Source organism: Undibacterium sp. Tian12W (assembly GCF_049339405.1).
Classification (GTDB): Bacteria; Pseudomonadota; Gammaproteobacteria; order Burkholderiales; family Burkholderiaceae_D; genus Undibacterium.
Map to the genome: position 1 here is coordinate 197,470 of NZ_JBMPPK010000007.1, position 19,407 is coordinate 216,876.

Here is a 19,407-nt window from a genome sequence, read left to right on the forward strand (position 1 = left end):
TAATGATGTTGGTGTGTAGATTATTGTTAGTGCTGTTTTTGTCGTCCCTGGTGTCGTTTGCTGGTGCAGCAGGGATACCGATCAAGGATCCGGCTGCAATTGAGGACGTGCAGCAAATTGTCAGTATCTTTGGTATAGATCAGGGGATACAGAACTCCATTCGTCGTGACCTGGAAAATAACAACAGGACAAAACCTGAAATGTATTTTGATCAGGAAATCTATATGCGCCCATTTACTGTGGATGCAATCAATTTGCATATATCGACGGTACTTGCAAAGCACATTTCATCGGATTATGCACAAAAGCTGTTAAAGGAATTGCCCAAGCCTACCGCTAAAATTTCTACCCGCCTCTGGCGCACCGAGATGAACCAGGGTCTTGATGCGGCGCGCAGCGAGTTCAATAAGCTCGCGCCCGCTGACCGCAAGGCTGTCAATGATTTTCGTTCAACGCCAACTTTCCTGAGCATGCTCAATGCCCTGAATAACAGCAAGGAAGAACGCAATGAAGAAATGGCAAACTGGTCGGGCAAGGAAATGCAGAGCCGCGTGCGGCAAGCACGCCAGGTTATTGCCGAGTTGATGGAAATCAGCATCAAGCTCGAAAAAGAAGAGATAGATGAAAACGTCAAATTATCTGAACGTATTCCTCTTACTGGCCAGCGCTCTCTGGATCAGGAAGTGCGTCTGACATTTGAATACTTGCGTGCCAATATCAAGCAGAATTTGCGTTTCTCTGAAGAGCTCAAGGCATTGGACCTTGGGGGCTTGTTAAAGCCCGCCAACCTGACTTCGCGTCAAGGTATAGAAAATAGTAATCTGTCTATCCTGGCGGCAGAGACCATGTTTGATAATAATTCCAAGCGTTACGACAGTTTGCGTGCAAGCTATACCGATGCGCTGGAAAGAATCAACATGTCTCCGCAACAGCGCCAGGAAGTCATTGCTAACAATAAAAAGAATATGGAAGAAATTCTCGACTCGAGATTAAAGCGAAATGAACATTTGCGCGCTTTTCTGGAACTGAAGAAACAGGTATTGGCGCTCTGTGAAAGCAGTTTCGGAAAAATAAAAATCGATGGTGACACCCTGCTTTTCGATAATGATCAGGACGTTAATAAATATAACAGCCTGGTCAGGCAGATCAATATAGAAAGACAAGCCTTGCTTGATCTTGAGAAGCAGGACCTGGACGAACGTACCCGCACTCTGGCGACGTTTAAAAAGAAATAAAAAATAGCCCGGCCCGTGATTTATCCAGGCCGGGCATTTTTTTTCACCGTTCCGTTCCAGTCAGATTTTTTTCTGCTCTTTTCCGCCCTTATGATTTGCATGTGCGGCTTGAATTCTATTCAGAGCCAGTCGGTCTTCAGACGATCACATTGCTCAAGGCATAGCGTATAAGGTCGGCCTGGCCTTCGATGTTGAGCTTGCGTTTGATATTGAGCCTGTGGGTTTCCACCGTCCTGACGCTGAGCCCCAGTTCGCGGGCAATATGTTTATTCGATTTGCCGGTTGCTATGCATTTAAGGATGGATTGCTCTCTCTGAGTCAAAAGCTGGCCGGCATCGCTGCTGGCAGTTTGCCGGTTCAGGCCTGAGCTGAAATAGGTGCCCCCGGCGATGACGGTGTCGATTGCTTCTATGATTTCTACCGCAGGAGCATCCTTGAGCACGTAGGCGCGGGCACCAGCCTGTATGGACTGATTCACATATTCAGTTTTTTCATGCATTGACAACATGATCACCGCGATGTGCGGGTACTCGGTCTTGAAGCGCGCAGTCAGGCTGATGCCATTGCCAGTGCCCAGGTTAATATCCATCAGTATCAAATCTACAGGGGTGCTGGCAGCGATGGCCAGCGCCTCTTCTGCCGTACCTGCCTCACCAGCTATCCTGATGCTGGCGATGGTCTCCAGCCTTGCTCTTAAGCCGTCCCTGACCAGCGGGTGATCATCGACCAGTAATAAATGCACTTGTCGTACAGGCTGGACCGGTATCTGCTCGGTCATTGGTTGTCTCCATTTGGTATGCAGGCGGTCACGGTAGTGCCGCCGGTATCGGATTGTAATTGCAAACTGCCATTAATCGCAGCCAGACGTTCACGCATATTGCTCAGCCCTATGCCACGGTGTGGATGGTTGGCTACGCCCTTGATATCAAATCCACGCCCATCATCGCTGATGATGAGATTGATATTTTCAGCGTCGCTGAGCAGGTGCACATTGACATGGCTGACTTGCTGGGCATGTTTATGTATATTCGTCAGGGCTTCCTGTGCGACCCGGAACAGGACGGTGTTGCCGATTTCATCAAGTGCATGGAAATCACCAGAAGCATGAAAGCTGACCGGTAAGCCACTGGCGTGCTCAAACTCATCGCTAAGATGCTCAAAGGCGGCCACCAGGCCCAGATCATCGAGCAGGGCGGGGCGGAGATTGTGCGAGATGCGCCTGACCTCGCTGAGCGCTTCATTGAGCTGGTCGGTGGCACGGGCAAATGACAGCTTGGCGGCTTCCGGCCCCGCACTGGCTTGATGCAGTTTGACCTGGCCTGACTCAATTTGCAGCTTGACGGAAACCAGTAGCTGGCTCAAACCGTCATGCAGGTCGCGGGACAGACGGGCACGCTCATCTTCCTGCGAGCTGACCACGCTTTGCGCGAGCACCTTGAGCTTGGCTTCGGCAAGCCGCGATTCGGTGATATTCAGGGCCAGGCCGGACAGGGCAATCAGCAAGGCACTGATAATCGCGATGCCGGCAATCCATGACATGGTGCTTTGTATGTTTTTTGCCACTTGTACATCAATTTTATTGAGGGCGGTATCGACGTCGTCGAGATAGATGCCCGTACCCATCATCCAGCCCCATTTTTCCAGGTGCACTACATAACCGAGTTTGGGCATGACCTTTTGCATGGATGGTTTTTCCCACATATAACGAATGGCACCACCACCCGCCTTGGCCTTGTTGAGCAGGTTTTGTATGGTCAGGCTGCCCTGGGGGTCGGTCATATTCCACAAATCCTGGCCTACCAGGTCAGGGCGGCGGGGATGCATGAGGTTTTTGCCATCCATGTCATAGATGTAAAAATAACCATCATCACCAAAATCCAGGGCAGCCAGTATTTTCTTGGCTTCTTCCTGCGTGGCAGGGCCTTGCTGCTTGCTGTTGTAAAGGTGGGCAATCGCTGCAGTACCCAGAGTGACATAATGCTTGAGTTCGGCTTCCTTGCTGGCAATGTAGGCTTGTTCTATTGTGCTTCTTTGCTGTTTTGCCAAAAAAGTCGCTTGATAAAATACCGCCATGGCGATGCCGGCAAAAGCCAGCAGCAGCGGGACAACAGCCAGCAAGATGATTTTATGCCTAAGCTTCATGGGGGAAATCTGGGCCTGCGTTTAATAAAAGCATTTGGAAAAGGTATCTACTTTAGCCTTGAACTCCATTAAAGCAAAATTTAATCAGTAGAGGAGGGGCGACAGAGGATAAGAGAATTGGCAATGGACGAAAAAAAGCCCCGGATTGCGGGGCTTTTTAAAAAACCAAAATCTGAGAAAGATCTAAGATTAAGGGTTTTGGATGTTAGAAGCTTGCTTGCCTTTAGGGCCTTGCGTGACTTCGAACGAAACTTTTTGACCTTCTTTCAGGGTCTTGAAGCCGTTCATCTGGATTGCGGAAAAGTGGGCGAACAAATCCTCACCACCGTCATCCGGAGTGATAAAGCCGAAACCTTTGGAATCATTGAACCACTTGACGGTACCTGTTGCCATAATGCATCTTTCAAATAAAAACTAATCACACGAGCCGTAAAAGCAAGAAACCTAGCACTACGCTACCTCCCCCTTGACCTGCTCACTTCATATTGACGATTTACTACTTTATTTGTCAATAAATATCATTCTTGGCGGAAAAAAAGCTAAAGTCAAGAAACTTCTGGTTACATATCAAGTAGTTTTGCAGTACTGTTGTATTTTTACTTAATGACAAGAAAATACCGTGACATTTGATGTGAAGAAATAGTTTTACCATTGAAACTTGATCTAAAGGAATTGATCACCATCTGCGAGGAAAGCAGAAAGCGCGTAACATTGACCAAGGAGAAAATTAAGCCGTTTTTATTCGCTTATTATTTGTCTCTGAAATGAATCAACGTACTAGAATATACGTATGGGAAACAAGCAAGAAAACGGTACGATACTGGAACGTCAGGCACAGAAGTTAAAACCGCCTTCCATGTATCAGGTAACTTTACTCAACGACGACTACACTCCTATGGAGTTTGTGGTGGCGATCGTTCAGGAATATTTTAATAAGGATCGTGAGACTGCCATGCAGATCATGCTCAAGGTGCACAGGGATGGCAAAGGGATATGTGGTGTCTATTCCAAGGATATTGCGCTGACCAAAGTGGAACTCGTTTTAACGCACGCCCGTAAGGCAGGACACCCCCTGCAATGTGTGATGGAGGAAGTATGATTGCGCAAGAACTGGAAGTTAGTTTGCATATGGCCTTTGTCGAGGCCAGGCAGGCTCGTTATGAATTCATCACGGTAGAGCACCTGCTGCTCGCCTTGCTGGATAACCCTTCTGCTGCGGAGGTGCTAAGAGCCTGCGCAGTGAATATCGAGGATTTGCGCAAAACCCTGGGTAATTTCATTACTGATAATACCCCCACCGTACCTGGCACCAATGAGGTTGATACCCAGCCTACGCTTGGTTTCCAGCGCGTGATACAGCGCGCCATCATGCATGTGCAGTCAGCATCGAATGGCAAGAAAGAGGTGACTGGTGCGAATGTACTGGTTGCCATCTTCGGTGAGAAAGATTCGCATGCTGTGTATTATTTACATCAGCAGGGTGTGACACGTCTCGACGTCGTCAACTTCATTTCGCATGGCGTGCGTAAAGACAGCCATAACGAAGTGCCTAAATCCCCTGAAGGCAGCGAAGAAAACCAGGCTGAAGCACAAGCCAAGGAAAACCCGCTCGACCAGTTCACGCAGAACCTGAACAAGGCTGCCGCTGAAGGCAAGATAGATCCACTGATCGGCCGCGACAATGAAGTTGAGCGCGTGATCCAGATCCTGTGCCGTCGCCGCAAAAACAATCCTTTGCTGGTGGGTGAAGCCGGTGTTGGTAAAACAGCTATTGCCGAAGGCCTGGCATGGCGTATCACCCAGAGTGATGTACCTGATATTTTGCAAAACGCCGTTGTCTATTCTCTGGACATGGGCGCTTTGCTGGCCGGTACCAAATACCGTGGCGACTTCGAGTTACGCCTCAAGGGCGTGCTCAAGCAGTTGAAAGACACGCCCAACGGCATTCTGTTCATTGATGAAATTCATACCATCATTGGTGCTGGCTCAGCATCGGGCGGTACGCTGGATGCGTCCAACCTCTTGAAACCAGCCTTGTCCAGTGGACAACTGAAATGCATAGGTGCGACCACTTACACAGAATACCGTGGCGTCTTTGAAAAAGACCATGCTCTGGCGCGCCGCTTCCAGAAGATCGATGTCAATGAACCAACGGTAGAGCAAACTGTGCAAATTTTGCGCGGCTTGAAATCCAAGTTTGAAGAACATCACAACGTCAAGTATTCTGCTTCCGCGCTGACGACTGCGGCAGAATTGTCTGCACGTTTTATCAATGACCGTCATTTGCCCGACAAGGCGATTGATGTCATTGACGAGGCTGGTGCTGCGCAGCGTATTTTGCCCAAGTCCAAGCAAAAGAAAACCATAGGCAAGGCAGATATCGAAGACATCATTTCGAAAATTGCCCGTATTCCGCCACAAACGGTTAATCAGGATGACCGCAGCAAGCTGCAAACCATAGAACGCGACCTGAAAAATGTCGTGTTTGGCCAGGAGCCTGCAATTGAAGCACTGGCTTCATCGATCAAGATGGCACGTGCTGGTCTCGGCAAGACAGATAAGCCTATTGGTTCTTTCCTGTTTTCCGGTCCTACCGGTGTTGGTAAAACCGAGGTTGCCAAGCAATTGGCCTTTACCCTGGGTATAGAGCTGATCCGCTTTGACATGTCTGAATATATGGAGCGTCATGCCGTCAGCCGTCTGATCGGTGCGCCTCCGGGTTATGTGGGCTTTGATCAGGGTGGTTTGATGACTGAGGCCATCACCAAAAAACCACATGCCGTATTGTTGCTGGATGAAATTGAAAAAGCTCATCCTGATGTTTTCAACATCTTGTTGCAGGTGATGGACCATGGCACGTTAACAGATAACAACGGTCGCAAGGCAGATTTCCGCAATGTCATTATTATCATGACGACAAATGCGGGCGCTGAAAGTTTGCAAAAACGTTCTATCGGTTTCAACGACAGCAAAGAAGCTGGCGATGAAATGGCTGATATCAAACGCATGTTTACGCCTGAGTTCCGTAACCGTCTGGATGCCATTATCAGCTTCCGCGCACTCGACGAAGAGATCATCTTGCGTGTGGTCGATAAGTTCCTCATGCAGCTCGAAGAACAATTGCATGAGAAAAAAGTTGAAGCCACATTTACCGAAAACCTGCGCAAGTTCCTCGGCAAAAAAGGCTTTGATCCTTTGATGGGTGCCCGCCCTATGGCACGATTGATACAGGATATGATACGTAAAGCCTTGGCGGATGAGCTCTTATTCGGTAAGCTGGTGACAGGCGGACGTGTGATTGTCGATCTTGATGATAAAGACCAGGTCAAACTGGAATTTTCTGAAGGCGATGCCACCCCCCCTGAGGCATCTCAAGAGGTGGTAGAAGTAGAATAATTCCACCCTTGTCTGCCCCGGCTACGGCCGGGGTTTTTCATTAATTTTGTATATTTTTGCGTGATGGAGACAAGTATGGCAGGCCTGACACTTCCCACATATGTACTTGAATATACAACCAAGACCATAGACGCAGTTCTGTCCCAGGCCGCCCTGGAAGGAAATGAAGTTGAAGTTGATGTCTATGAGCGTAGCGATGTCAGCAAGAAGCATGTCGCACTTGGCAAGCGCCTGAAAGGCGACAGTGATATGTTCCGCGTATCAGTAGGTTCTCATGATGACGACTGGAATTACACTATCCTGCGTGAATCTGCAGGACGCAGCCGCAAACTGAAAAAGTAGTTGTACAAATAAAAAGCCCGGATCAGATAGCGTTGAACCGGGCTTTTGCTTTTTCAGCCTGCGCTGGTTTCTATGATGGGTGAACTGGTGATGGTTTTATGCACCGGGCACTTTGCTGCAATAGCGACCAGTCTTGTCCTTTGTTCTTCTGTTAAATCTGCACCATGCAGGATGACTTGTTTCTTGAAAATATCCTGCACACCTTCCTTGTGATGCGTCAATTTGACTTCAACCTTGTCCAAAGGCCATTGATGCTGGTTCGCATACCAGCGCACGGTCATGGCTGTGCACTCACCCAGCGCTGCAGTCAATAAGTCGAATGGGGCAGGGCCCAGATTGCCGCCGCCAGCATCCAGTGGCTCGTCACCTTTGATCTGGTGGTCAGAGACATTGATATCTACGGCAAAAGCGGTTTCGCCGGTTTCTGTGACATGGGCGAAGATGGTTTTATCTGACATGTTGCTTCCTATTCTGGTAATGGAATAAATTCATTGTCGCCTGGCACTTTGGCAAAACGTCCGGCCTTCCAGTCGGCTTTTGCCTGCTCTATGCGTGCTTCTGAAGTGGAGACAAAATTCCAGAAAATATAACGCTGCTCAGGCAATGTTGCTCCACCCAGCAATACCAGATGGGCATCGCTGGTGGCTGTAATTATCACGTCGGCACCTTCCACAAATACGGGCATGGTGCGTTCTTCAACGGCTTCATCATTGATGCTGACCTGGCCGGAGATCAGATACAAAGCACGTTCCGCATATTCTGCCGGTACTTGCAACTGTGTACCCGCAGGCATTTTTGCCTCTACATAAAACAGCGGGCTGAAAATTTTAACGGGAGCGGTGTGCCCATAGGCAGAACCGGCAATCAGTTTCAGTGCCACCTGGCCAATATCAAACACCGGCAAACTCTCTGATGCATGATGATGAAAAGAGGGCTCAACCTCTTCAAATTCCTTGGGCAAGGCCACCCAGCTTTGCAGGCCATGTACTGTGCGCGTCTGCGCACGTTGCGCATCGCTATTGCGTTCTGAATGGGTAATGCCGCGTCCAGCAGTCATCCAGTTGACTGCACCAGCCAGTATCTCTTGTTCTGAGCCCAGACTGTCGCGATGGTACATGCTGCCTTCAAACAGATAGGTGACTGTTGCCAGACCTATGTGGGGATGGGGACGTACATCCATGCCTTGTCCTGCCTCAAATTGGGCCGGGCCCATGTGGTCAAGAAAAATGAAGGGGCCAACCAGGTGTCGTTTGGCAAAAGGCAAAATGCGCCCTACAGTAAAACCGCCAAGGTCTTTCGTGCGTGCGGAGATGGTCAGGCTGATGACGCTCATGATGGATTTCCAATAAAGATTTGCGGGGATGCTCAAGTAGCACGGAGCGCTGGCTTCAATTACTCAGTTTGAATAAACATCGCTTGATAATGATGTCGCTTATGTCATTTAATCAGCATTCTAATCCAGATTGATCATTGCAGCTCTGCCCAAGTACGGCAGGTTTTATCGCCTAGACACTTGATCATCTTGCTTTACAATGTAACAAGCAGATTTGCACTTAATTTGATTCTTAATTTCGATAAGGACATCGTCATGAAATTACTCGCCTTCGCCGCCAGCAGCAGCAAAAAATCCATCAACAAGCAACTGGTCACTTATGCTGCCAAGCAGGTCGCAGGCGCTGAGGTTGAATTGCTGGATTTGAATGACTATGAATTGCCTTTGTTTAGCGTAGATAAAGAAGCCGAACTGGGCAAGCCCGCTCTGGCACTGGCATTTCTGGACAAGATCGCTGCCAGCGACGCCATCCTGATTTCTTTTGCTGAACATAATGGCTCCTACAGCGCTGCCTATAAAAACCTGTTTGACTGGTGCTCTCGTGCCAATGGCAAGGTATTCCAGGGCAAGCCCATGGTCATGCTATCGACTTCGCCAGGCGCACGTGGTGGTGCCAGTGTACTGGCTGCCGCTACAGGATCTGCGCCATTTTTTGGTGGGCAACTGAAGGCAAGTTTGTCTGTGCCGACTTTTCATGAGAATTTTGATGTGGAGAAGCAGGAATTGAAGAATGAGGAATTGAAAGCTAAATTGGTGACGGCGCTGGCTAGCCTGACCTGAATTGCGGTAACTGCTACGCTATTTGCTTGAGGTGCATATCAGTTGAACGACTGTAGTTTTGGCTTCGTCGCTCCAGCGCAGGCTGGAGCCTAGTGTCTTTAATTGTATGCCGTGTAGTTTGAGTCAAACCATACTTGTGGACAGCAGCGGGCAAGGACTCGGTTTGATATTTGCGGAGCGTCAATTTATTGACGATAAATGTATGCTATGAACGTCGCTAGGCTCCAGCTTGCGCTGGAGCGACGATGCTAAGATAGCAGTAACTTTTTGAAGTGACGCTCCCAGCCGCCAGCAAAAAATACTTAATGCTTGCCGGTGCTCCCAAACCCACCTTCACCACGCTCACTCTGCCCAAATTCATCGACGATATTAAAGCCGACTTGCAACACAGGTACGATGATCAGTTGCGCCAGTCTTTCCATAGGTTGCAGGGTGAATTCTGACTGGCCACGGTTCCAGGTCGATACCATCAATTGACCCTGATAGTCGGAATCAATCAGACCAACCAGGTTGCCCAGCACGATACCGTTTTTATGGCCCATGCCGCTGCGTGGCAAGATCATGGCGGCGTAGCCCGGGTCAGAGATATGAATGGCCAGACCGGTAGGGATCAACACTGTCTGGCCGGGTTGTATGGTAATCGCTTCATCTATGCAGGCGCGCAGGTCGAGGCCAGCGCTGCCAGGTGTACCGTAGGCTGGCAGCATGTCTTTCATGCGGCTGTCGAGAATTTTCAGGTCTATGTTTTTCATGGTATTGAGAAAAAATAATGCTCAAAGAGCGGGCGCTCTTTGAGCAGGTAGGGAAGATTTAAATGAGGCTGGAACGCAAGGCGATTTCTGCCACCAGTTGTTGGGCCAGTGCTTGTTTGTCGGCGCGCGGCAAAGTAGTGTGGCCGTGCACATCAAACAGCACCAGCTCGTTCTCATCCTTGCCAAAGGTGTGATGGCCGATATTGCCAACCAGCAGGGGCACGTCTTTCTTCTGGCGTTTGGCAGCACCATATTGCAAAAGGTTTTCTGATTCTGCGGCAAAGCCTACGCAATAAGGTGCATTTGGCATGGCGGCGACGCTGGCCAATATGTCAGGGTTTTGCGCAAATTGCAGTTGTGGCACATCGCCTTCACTGGTTTTTTTCAGTTTCTGCGTGCTTGCATTGGCAACGCGCCAGTCGGCGACGGCGGCAACGGCAACAAACACATCCTGCTTGTGCTGCCGGAGTTGAGCCACTACCGCATCAAACATTTGCTGCGCAGTTTGTACATCGACACGGCGCACCCCATGTGGCGCATCCAGCGCGGTTGGGCCAGACACCAGCGTCACGATGGCACCAGCTTCCCAGGCGGCCTGCGCAATCGCATAACCCATCTTGCCAGATGACAGATTGGTAATGCCGCGTACCGGGTCTATTGGCTCAAATGTAGGGCCAGCGGTGATCAATACATGTTTTCCAGCCAGCGTCTTGGCCTGGAAGGAGGCGATGATTTCTGTCAGTAATTGCTCGGGTTCCAGCATGCGGCCCATGCCGGTTTCGCCGCATGCCTGATCGCCAGCAGCCGGGCCCAGCAGATGTATGCCATCTGCCCTGATCTGTTGCACATTGCGCTGGGTGGCCGGGTTTTGCCACATCTCTACATTCATGGCTGGGGCTATGAGTAATGGTAGATTGGCAGGGCGGGCAACGCACAGAGTGGAAAGTAAATCATTGCAGGCACCATGTGCCAGCTTGAAGATAAAGTCCGTGCTGCAAGGCGCGATGACGATGGCATCAGCGTCCCGCGTCAGGTCTATGTGCGGCATATTATTATTGACGCGCGCATCCCACTGGTCGGTATAGACCGTATTGCCAGACAGGGCTTGCATGGTCACTGGCGTGATGAAATGGGTGGCAGATTCTGTCATCACCACCTGTACATCGGCCCCAGCCTTGCCAAGTGCGCGCGTCAATTCTGCAATTTTGTAACAGGCGACGCCGCCAGTCAGGCCCAGAACAATCTTTTTACCAGCCAGTCGCAGACTCATGGTGTTATTCCTTATTTTTTGACGCGGCGTAATTCATCTATTATGAATAATGCCGCACCTACGCAAATCGCGCTGTCAGCGATGTTAAATGCCGGGAAATGATAAGTTGTGTAATGGAAATCCAGGAAATCTATGACATGACCATACACCACCCTGTCGATGACATTGCCTAGGGCGCCACCCTTGATCAGCGTCAGTGCAGTGCAAAACAGTTTTTGTCCTGCATGGCGTTTCAACAGGTAAATAATGTAAGCGGCTGCGATCAAACCGATAGCCGTAAAGAAGTACCGCTGCCAGCCTGGTTCATTGGCAAGGAAGCTGAAGGCTGCCCCGTTGTTGTAAACCAGCGTCAGATTGAAAAACGAAGTAATACTCAAAGTCTCGCCAAAGGCAAAGGCCTTGCTGATCGTGATTTTTGTGACCTGATCCAGTAAGATAATGATGGCGGCCAGACCCAGCCAGGGTATCAGGCTGGAACCAGATGACTTGGTGCCTGAAGAATTATTTGATGCAGCAGGACGTTTTTTGGTCGCCATGGATATTGAACTCTTGTGAAGTCTTGATTAATGCAGGCAGGAGCAGGTTACACCTGCTCCACACTCGCAACTACATTACAACTACATTTTTACTATGCAAAGCGACGTGCTTCACCAGCGCCAAACAGATTACTGACACAGCGGCCACACAGGCCAGCGTGCTCAGCATTGCTACCCACGTCTGCACGATAATGCCAGCAACGCTCGCACTTTTCGTATTTGGATGGAGTAACGACCACGGCTTCTTCCGCTTCGCTGGCAACCTGCTCCACACCTGCTGCGGAGGTGATCAGGGTGAATTTCAAGTCATCGGCAAAGCTGTTCAATACATCAAACTTGCTGCCGCTGGCCTTGATTGTCACTTCTGCCTGCAGGGATGAACCTATGCCACCAGCAACACGTACTTCTTCGAGTTGTTTGGTCACATCAGTGCGCACTGCACGCAGGGCGGCGTACTTGGTCAGCAGGGCTTCAGCATCAGCGATCTCCGGCAAGCTGTAATAAGTTTGCGTGAAGATGGTTTCATCGCTGTCTTTGTAGGCATCGGCAGCGGCAAAGAATTGCCATGCTTCTTCTGCGGTGAAAGACAGCATTGGTGCCATCAGGCGCAGCAGTGATTGCGTGATATGCCAGATCGCCGTTTGTGCAGAACGGCGCGCATGCGAAGTCGTACCGCTGGTGTACAGGCGGTCTTTCAGGATGTCGAGATAGAAACCACCCAGATCTTCCGAGCAGAATGATTGCAATTTGCTGACCACAGGGTGGAATTCAAATGCCTCAAAATGTGCCAGGATATCTTTTTGCAACGCTGCCGTATTGGCGATGGCATAGCGATCTATCTCCAGCAATTCATTGATCGCAACAGCATCTTTTGCCGCATCAAAATCAGAAGTGTTGGCCAGCAAAAAGCGCAGGGTATTACGGATGCGGCGATAGGCTTCTGTCACACGTTTCAGGATTTCATCAGAGATAGACAATTCACCTGAATAATCAGAAGACGCTACCCACAGCCGCAAGATGTCAGCACCCAGGGTGCTGGAGATTTCTTGCGGCTCCATGCCGTTTTTCAAGGACTTGGACATTTTCCGGCCTTGGCCATCGACGACAAAACCATGTGTCAGCAAGGCTTTGTAAGGCGCACGACCATCCAGCATGGATGCTGTCAGCAGTGAAGAATGGAACCAGCCGCGATGCTGGTCAGAACCTTCCAGATACAGGTCTGCCGGGAAGGCTGACTGCGCTTTATGTGAGCCGCGCAAGACAGTCTGATGTGTCACGCCAGAATCAAACCACACATCCAAGGTGTCACGGTTCTTGACATACATGGCAGCTTCATCACCGAGCAAATCAGCAACTTCGATTTTTTGCCAGGCTTCGATGCCTTCTTTTTCTATGCGCAGGGCGATTTGTTCCAGCAGCTCAGGTGTGCGTGGATGCAATTGGCCAGTTTCCTTATGCAGGAAGAAGGCCATAGGCACACCCCATTGACGCTGACGTGACAAGGTCCAGTCAGGACGGTTGGCGATCATGCCATGCAAACGTGCCTTGCCCCATGCCGGGAAAAAGGCTGTGTCATCGATGGCTTTCAATGCTGTCTGACGCAAACTGTCGCCACCGGCTTTGGGCGTATTGTCCATGCTGGCAAACCACTGTGAAGTGGCGCGATAGATGATAGGCGTCTTATGACGCCAGCAATGCATATAGCTATGCTCAAACATCTTGAACGAGAACAGCGTACCTGCTTCACGCAGCTTGTCGCAGATAGGCTTGGATGCTTCCCAGATTGTCATGCCGGCAAAGAAAGGCAGGCTGGACGCGAATTTGCCATCACCCATGACAGGGGCGATGATGTCATCATCCTTCATGCCATGCGCCTTGCATGACTGGAAATCTTCGATACCGTAGGCAGGGGCAGAGTGGACAACGCCAGTACCGGTTTCTGTACTCACGTATTCACCCAGATAGACTGGAGAAAAACGGTCATAGCCCGCATCCAGTGCTGACAGTGGATGTTTGAATTTGATTTCAGACAAATCCGCACCCAGGCAAGTTGCGATGACTTCACCTGTCAAACCGTAGTTAGTCAGGCTGGCTTCAACCAGGTCTTTTGCCAATATCAGCAGGATGTCTTCACCTTCACGCTGGGTCTTGACCAGAGCGTAAGTGATTTCCGGATGCATGTTCAGCGCCTGGTTGGACGGGATAGTCCATGGCGTTGTCGTCCAGATGACGCAATAGCCTTTGTCCAGCGGCAGTTTGTCGAGCTTAAAGGCGGCAGCCAGCTTGTCATGTTCCGCAAACGGGAAACCGACATCGATGGACGGGTCGCGTTTGTTTTCATATTCAACCTCGGCTTCCGCCAGGGCAGAACCGCAATCAAAACACCAGTTGACTGGTTTCAGGCCACGATAGACATAGCCTTTTTCCAGCAATTTGCCGAGTGCGCGCAGTTCATCCGCTTCATTGCCAAAGGCCATGGTTTTGTAGGGGTTATCCCATTCGCCCAAAACACCAAGGCGGATGAAGCCGGCTTTTTGTTTTTCTATCTGTTCATTCGCATATACACGTGCTTTGGCATGTACTTCGGCCACTGGCAGGTTCTTGCCAAACAGTTTTTCAACCTGGATTTCGATAGGCATGCCATGGCAATCCCAGCCTGGCACGTACGGTGCATCAAAGCCAGCCATGGTGCGGGCTTTGACTATCATGTCTTTCAATATCTTGTTGACCGCGTGACCGAGATGGATATCACCATTGGCATACGGTGGTCCGTCGTGCAGGATGAATTTTGGGCGACCGGCAGATGCCTTGCGCACGCGTTCATAGATTTTTTTGTCTTGCCATTCCTTGACCCACTTGGGTTCACGCTTGGCCAGATCGCCGCGCATAGGGAAGGTGGTTTCGGTCATATTGACCGGGTATTTACTGGCAGTTTTTGCCGCTTTGTTTTCAGACATAATGAGTTTTCTATTTTTAAAATCGGGATGAAGTCACAAGCAATCACAACAAACAAAGTGTGAGCTTCAAATTCGGTCAGTGGCAGAGCGGGCAGGGCGGTGGCTGTCGGCAAAATAGGCACGAGCCTGTTCAGCGTCTTTGTTGATGGCCGCAGTCAGGGTAGGCAGGTCTATGTATTTTTCTTCGTCACGCAGTTTTTTCAAAAATTCTATCTGCACGACTTTGCCATAAGCATGGCCGCTGTAATCGAATACATGGGTTTCCAGCAGCACGCGGCCACTGTCATCGACAGTAGGGCGCACACCCAGGCTGGCAACGGCGGGCAAAGGCTGTTCGGCCAGGCCGTGAACCTGCACGATAAAGATGCCATGCAGGGCAGGGCGGTGATGGGCAATACGCAGGTTCAGCGTAGGAAAACCTATGGTGCGCCCCAGCTTTTGGCCGTGCACCACATGGCCTGAAATACGGTAAGGGTGACCCAGCAGGGCTTCTGCCTCATCAAAATCACCATTCGCCAGCGCAAGGCGTACTGCAGACGAGGATATGCGCACACCCTTGTTTTGCACTGAGGGCAGCGTCTCTACGGTAAAACCGTGGCGCAAGCCTGCTTCGGTCAGGGTGGCGACATCGCCAGCGCGTTTGGCACCAAAGCGAAAATCTTCACCGACCATGACCCATTTGACATGCAGGCCATCGACCAGCACTTTTTCTATGAAGTCTTGCGGTGACAATGCGGCAAAGTGGGCATTGAAATGTTCAACGATGACGCGATCTACGCCAGCAGCCTGCAGCGAAGCCATGTTGTCGCGCAAATTGGCGATACGGGTAGGTGCTTTCGACAGGTCGCCCTGCATCTGCGCGAAGAATGCACGCGGATGTGGTTCAAATGTCATGACGGCAGCTTCTATGCCCAGACGTGTGGCGGCATCCCGCAAACGGGCAAGCAAAGTCTGGTGGCCCAGATGTACGCCGTCAAAATTGCCTATCGCCAGCGCACAGGGTGCACGGGAGGCTGCATTTGGAAGTCCGCGAAATACCTTCATTGTTTCCAGAAAACTGCTGCAAAGCCGTAGATTATAAATGCTTTCGTCTGGCTATAGACCTGATCTGAGGTGGAAATGCAAATTTCACAAGGGATTAATTTGTGAAATCCTCCCATTTCTCAGCATTTGGCACCTGAATCAATGATGATGTGACCACAAAACATCATTGGAGCTCAGGTAAGACTGCACAGCTTCCTTATTGCCAGTTGCATGTTTCATGATCTCGCCGCAGTTGCAAATGCCTTGATAGGGTTGAATGTGGGAGCAGGCAGAGACTTTTTGCAGGAAAACCTGGACGGATTTGCTGCAATTTTTGCATTTAAAGGTCAGGATGCGGGCGGGTTTGTTGATCATGATGCTAATTTTCTAAACGATTAATCAATTCTGGTGGTCAGTACCTTGGCAGCTACTGACCACAACTACAAATGCTATTTTAATTTCAAACGCCACAATGAAGTAACTTCTTTGACGCGGGCTGCGTGCAAGGGATCGTTTTCATCGGTTGATTTTGGATGGCGCGGTTTGATATCCATCTTGCCCGCTACCGTCAAACCACCAGCATCTATCCAGCCTTGCAACTCTGCAGCAGTACGCAGGCCCAGGTGTTCAGCAAAATCAGACATGACCAGCCAGGCTTCACCCTGTGGTTCCAGGTGCTCTGCCACGCCAGCCAGAAAGCCGCGCAACATGCGGCTGTCGGGATCATAGACGGCATATTCTATCGGTGAATTAGGGCGTGCCGGCAACCATGGTGGGTTACAGACTATCAGGGGCGCGCGACCAGGCGGAAACAGGTCTGCCTGCACCAATTCAATCTGGGCGGACAAACCCAGTCTGTCTATGTTTTCACGGGCACAGGCTAGGGCTCGCTGGTCCTGATCGGTAGCGACTATCTTCTTGACGCCACGCTTGGCCAGCAAGGCAGACAGTACGCCCGTACCCACACCAATATCAAACGCCAGTGTCGTCGATGGCAGCGGGGCTTTTGCCAGCAAATCTATGTATTCACCACGTACTGGAGAAAACACGCCATAGTAAGGGTGGATTTTTGCACCCAGCGCAGCTATCTCTACACCATTCTTGCGCCATTCATGCGCACCTATCAGACCCAGCAATTCACGCAGGGAAGCCACAAAGGCCGTGCTGGGTTCACCATAGACTTCGCGGCAGGCTAGTGTTACATCCGGCGCTCGGCGCAGGGTGATGCGGTAGTCGGCTTCAAAGGGTATCAAGACCATCGCCAGCACGCGCGCTCTTTGCGATTGTGCCTGGCGGTGCAGGTTGAATGCTTCTTTCGCAGATTCAGGCACCTTGGCCTTTTTGCTGGCCCTGGCTGGTTTTTTATCTATGCGGCGTGCCAGTGCCTGCAATAGCTGCTTGGCATTGTGGTAATCACCACGCCATAGCAAGGCTGTACCTTCACACGCCAGCTTGTAGGCGGTTTCGACATTCATGCGATCATCGGCAATCTGCACACGCTTGGGCGCTGCTGCACCACTCTCGGAATGCCAGCGGCATGAGCGGGCTTCGTCGTTTTCTGTCCAGTGCAATTGCAGAGCGGGATCGGGGGTGTTCATATTTTTCTTTTTGTTGATTTTGTTGATGCTGCAGGTTTGCCAGTGTCTGGCCAAGGCTGGAGTGTAACAAAGAATGCAGACTGGATGAGGGCTCTGTGAGGGTGTGCATGGTTTTGCAAGCGAATTTCCCTAATTGGGACAAAGTAAAAATACAGCTGCCAGGCACAATCTTATGTTAACCTCATGCTTCTTAATATATTAAGCCTGCTATTAGCCTACTAGGAACTCACTATGCCCATCCAATTTCGTCCTGTTGTTCTTGCGACTTTGTTGTCGTCATTGATTATTGCTGCTCCTCTCAGCCTGGCTGCTACTCCCTCGACCGCATTGGAAAGCAAGAAGGCAGACCTGGGTTTTGCACAGATCAAGACAGCCTTTCTCAGCGCATTGTGGCAACAAGACCCGGACATGGCGATGGCAGCAGGCCGTTACCAGGATGCCAATAAGCTGGTATTGCCAGATCAGGCTACCCGCGATGCCTATGTTGCATTCACCGATAACTGGCTGGCGCAGTTGAACAAGGTCGGGGCAGATGCCTTGTCCGCCAAAGAACAGACTGACCTGGCGCTGATACGCAATTACCTGAATGGCACACGATGGTATTTGACACAGTTCCGCGAATTTGAATGGAACCCTACCCAGCATAATATTGCCGGCAGTTTTGATGCCATTCTCAATACGGACTTCGCGCCGAAAGCAAAGCGGGTACTGATGGCGATACAGCGCCTGCAAGCTGTGCCTGCCTATTATGCAGCAGCTAAAGCCAGCATCAAAAACCCTACGCCTGAGCACACCCATCTGGCGATCAAGCAAAGTGCTGGCGCGATTTCGGTATTGGCTGATCTGGAGAAAGCAGCATCGCAGGAAAAACTCTCAACAAAAGACAAGCAGGCGTTGGAAGAGGGCTTGAAAAATGCCCGGGCTGCCGTCAATGACTATGTGCAATTTCTGGAAAATCTGGAAAAGAAACTTGATCCTGCAACGGCCCGTTCTTTCCGCATAGGCAAGGAGCTATATGAAGGCAAATTCACTGCGGATATCCAGTCTTCATTAAGCGCCGAACAAACTTATCAGCGCGCACTGACCGCCAGGGACGAAGCGCACAATAATATGGAAAAACTGGCTGACCAGCTCTGGGATAAAACCATGGGTGCGCAAGCCAAGCCTGCAGATCGCGTCAAGAAGATTGCCATGGTCATCGACAAACTGTCTGAAAATCATGTGGTCGCAAAAGACTTGTATTCTGAAATTCGAAAACAATTGCCGCAGCTGGAAAAATGGATACGCGAACATGATCTCGTCAGCCTGGACCTGAAAAAGCCACTGGTCGTACGTGAGACACCAGAATATCAACGCGGCGTCAGTCTGGCCTCCATCGAAGCACCGGGCATCTTCAGACCCAATGATAAAACCTATTACAACGTTACTCCTTTTGATGGACAACCCGCCGACCAAGTTGAAAGCACGCTGAGGGAATACAATCACTGGGTCTTGCAGATACTGAACATCCACGAAGCAATTCCTGGCCATTACACGCAACTGCAACATGCAAATAAATCACCGTCAATAATCAAGACCCTGTTTGGCAATGGCGCAATGATAGAAGGCTGGGCCGTGTATAGCGAACGCATGATGCTGGAGTCAGGCTATGGTGGCAACACGCCCGAGATGTGGCTTATGTATTACAAATGGAACTTGCGTGCAGTCTGCAATACCATCCTCGATTATCAGGTGCACGTACTCGGCATGACTGAGGCAGAAGCCAAAGACTTCTTGATGAACCAGGCTTTTCAGACCAAGGCAGAGGCTGACGGGAAATGGCTGCGTGTGCAATATACATCCGTGCAGCTCACGAGCTATTTCAGTGGTTATAGCGAGATACTTGAATTCCGCGAACAGCTCAAGAAAGAGCAAGGCGATAAATTCAAACTCAAGCAATTCCATGAGCAATTCCTGAGCTATGGCAGTGCACCTGTGGGGATGATCAAGAAGCTGATGTTGAAGGATGCGGGAAAGTAAAGATTTCTTAAATGATTTCTGAAT

18 protein-coding genes are annotated in these 19,407 nt (G+C 50.3%); 6 read left to right on the forward strand and 12 right to left on the reverse strand.

Annotated features, from left to right (window positions below; translation table 11 throughout):
- Positions 1–5: 5 nt before the first annotated feature.
- On the forward strand, positions 6–1,235 hold the full coding sequence (locus ACO0LI_RS10910) for a hypothetical protein (RefSeq protein WP_423032584.1): 1,230 nt from the start codon (positions 6–8) through the stop codon (positions 1,233–1,235).
- 136 nt (positions 1,236–1,371) lie between these two features.
- Here ACO0LI_RS10910 and ACO0LI_RS10915 read toward each other — a convergent pair whose 3' ends face one another.
- The 3 genes from ACO0LI_RS10915 to ACO0LI_RS10925 form a co-directional block, all read right to left on the reverse strand.
- Positions 1,372–2,013: a response regulator transcription factor gene (locus ACO0LI_RS10915; protein ID WP_423032585.1), complete on the reverse strand. Its 642-nt coding sequence runs from the start codon at positions 2,011–2,013 to the stop codon at positions 1,372–1,374.
- Positions 2,010–3,377 (reverse strand): cache domain-containing protein, encoded by a 1,368-nt coding sequence (locus ACO0LI_RS10920; protein WP_422951175.1) that lies wholly within the window; start codon positions 3,375–3,377, stop codon positions 2,010–2,012. The genes ACO0LI_RS10915 and ACO0LI_RS10920 overlap by 4 nt, the downstream gene beginning before the upstream one ends.
- 189 nt (positions 3,378–3,566) lie before the next feature.
- On the reverse strand, positions 3,567–3,770 hold the full coding sequence (locus ACO0LI_RS10925) for a cold-shock protein (protein ID WP_110257373.1): 204 nt from the start codon (positions 3,768–3,770) through the stop codon (positions 3,567–3,569).
- A 397-nt stretch (positions 3,771–4,167) separates the two neighbouring features.
- Here ACO0LI_RS10925 and clpS point away from each other — a divergent pair, with 397 nt between their 5' ends.
- The 3 genes from clpS to ACO0LI_RS10940 all read left to right on the forward strand — a co-directional run bounded on the left by clpS (position 4,168) and on the right by ACO0LI_RS10940 (position 7,115).
- A complete protein-coding gene (gene clpS / locus ACO0LI_RS10930) occupies positions 4,168–4,476 on the forward strand; it encodes an ATP-dependent Clp protease adapter ClpS (RefSeq protein ID WP_422951174.1) in 309 nt (102 codons plus the stop codon).
- Entirely contained in the window at positions 4,473–6,773 is a 2,301-nt protein-coding gene (clpA, locus tag ACO0LI_RS10935) for an ATP-dependent Clp protease ATP-binding subunit ClpA (protein WP_422951173.1), read from the forward strand. The genes clpS and clpA overlap by 4 nt, the downstream gene beginning before the upstream one ends.
- Before the next feature lie 75 nt (positions 6,774–6,848).
- Positions 6,849–7,115 (forward strand): hypothetical protein, encoded by a 267-nt coding sequence (locus ACO0LI_RS10940; RefSeq protein WP_422951172.1) that lies wholly within the window; start codon positions 6,849–6,851, stop codon positions 7,113–7,115.
- Between the two features lie 53 nt (positions 7,116–7,168).
- On the opposite strand, the gene ACO0LI_RS10945 is transcribed toward ACO0LI_RS10940, so the two are convergent.
- Positions 7,169–7,573, reverse strand: coding sequence for an OsmC family protein (locus ACO0LI_RS10945; protein ID WP_423032586.1), 405 nt, complete (start codon positions 7,571–7,573; stop codon positions 7,169–7,171).
- A gap of 8 nt (positions 7,574–7,581) precedes the next feature.
- Entirely contained in the window at positions 7,582–8,448 is an 867-nt protein-coding gene (locus ACO0LI_RS10950; RefSeq protein WP_423032587.1) for a pirin family protein, read from the reverse strand.
- A 255-nt stretch (positions 8,449–8,703) separates the two neighbouring features.
- On the opposite strand from ACO0LI_RS10950, the gene ACO0LI_RS10955 reads away from it, so the two are divergent.
- Positions 8,704–9,228, forward strand: coding sequence for an NADPH-dependent FMN reductase (locus ACO0LI_RS10955; RefSeq protein WP_423032588.1), 525 nt, complete (start codon positions 8,704–8,706; stop codon positions 9,226–9,228).
- Positions 9,229–9,530: 302 nt separating this feature from the next.
- Here ACO0LI_RS10955 and dut read toward each other — a convergent pair whose 3' ends face one another.
- From dut to ACO0LI_RS10990, 7 genes are all read right to left on the reverse strand, one after another.
- Complete coding sequence (dut, locus tag ACO0LI_RS10960) at positions 9,531–9,980, reverse strand: dUTP diphosphatase (protein WP_422951164.1); 450 nt, start codon at positions 9,978–9,980, stop codon at positions 9,531–9,533.
- A gap of 58 nt (positions 9,981–10,038) precedes the next feature.
- A complete protein-coding gene (gene coaBC / locus ACO0LI_RS10965; RefSeq protein ID WP_423032626.1) occupies positions 10,039–11,244 on the reverse strand; it encodes a bifunctional phosphopantothenoylcysteine decarboxylase/phosphopantothenate--cysteine ligase CoaBC in 1,206 nt (401 codons plus the stop codon).
- A 17-nt stretch (positions 11,245–11,261) separates the two neighbouring features.
- The gene (gene lspA / locus ACO0LI_RS10970) at positions 11,262–11,786 is read right to left on the reverse strand and encodes a signal peptidase II (protein ID WP_422951163.1); all 525 of its coding nucleotides are present in this window, start codon (positions 11,784–11,786) and stop codon (positions 11,262–11,264) included.
- Between the two features lie 92 nt (positions 11,787–11,878).
- Complete coding sequence (ileS, locus tag ACO0LI_RS10975) at positions 11,879–14,743, reverse strand: isoleucine--tRNA ligase (protein WP_423032589.1); 2,865 nt, start codon at positions 14,741–14,743, stop codon at positions 11,879–11,881.
- Between the two features lie 66 nt (positions 14,744–14,809).
- Positions 14,810–15,787, reverse strand: a complete 978-nt coding sequence (locus tag ACO0LI_RS10980) for a bifunctional riboflavin kinase/FAD synthetase (protein ID WP_422951161.1) — start codon at positions 15,785–15,787, stop codon at positions 14,810–14,812.
- A gap of 138 nt (positions 15,788–15,925) precedes the next feature.
- Positions 15,926–16,141, reverse strand: coding sequence for a hypothetical protein (locus tag ACO0LI_RS10985; RefSeq protein WP_110257360.1), 216 nt, complete (start codon positions 16,139–16,141; stop codon positions 15,926–15,928).
- Between the two features lie 74 nt (positions 16,142–16,215).
- Positions 16,216–17,364 carry a methyltransferase gene (locus ACO0LI_RS10990; protein WP_423032590.1) on the reverse strand — a complete coding sequence of 383 codons (1,149 nt, stop codon included), beginning with the start codon at positions 17,362–17,364 and terminating at the stop codon, positions 16,216–16,218.
- Between the two features lie 231 nt (positions 17,365–17,595).
- Between ACO0LI_RS10990 and ACO0LI_RS10995 the strand changes: the two genes are divergently transcribed.
- On the forward strand, positions 17,596–19,383 hold the full coding sequence (locus ACO0LI_RS10995) for a DUF885 domain-containing protein (RefSeq protein WP_423032591.1): 1,788 nt from the start codon (positions 17,596–17,598) through the stop codon (positions 19,381–19,383).
- The last annotated feature ends 24 nt before the right edge of the window (positions 19,384–19,407 follow it).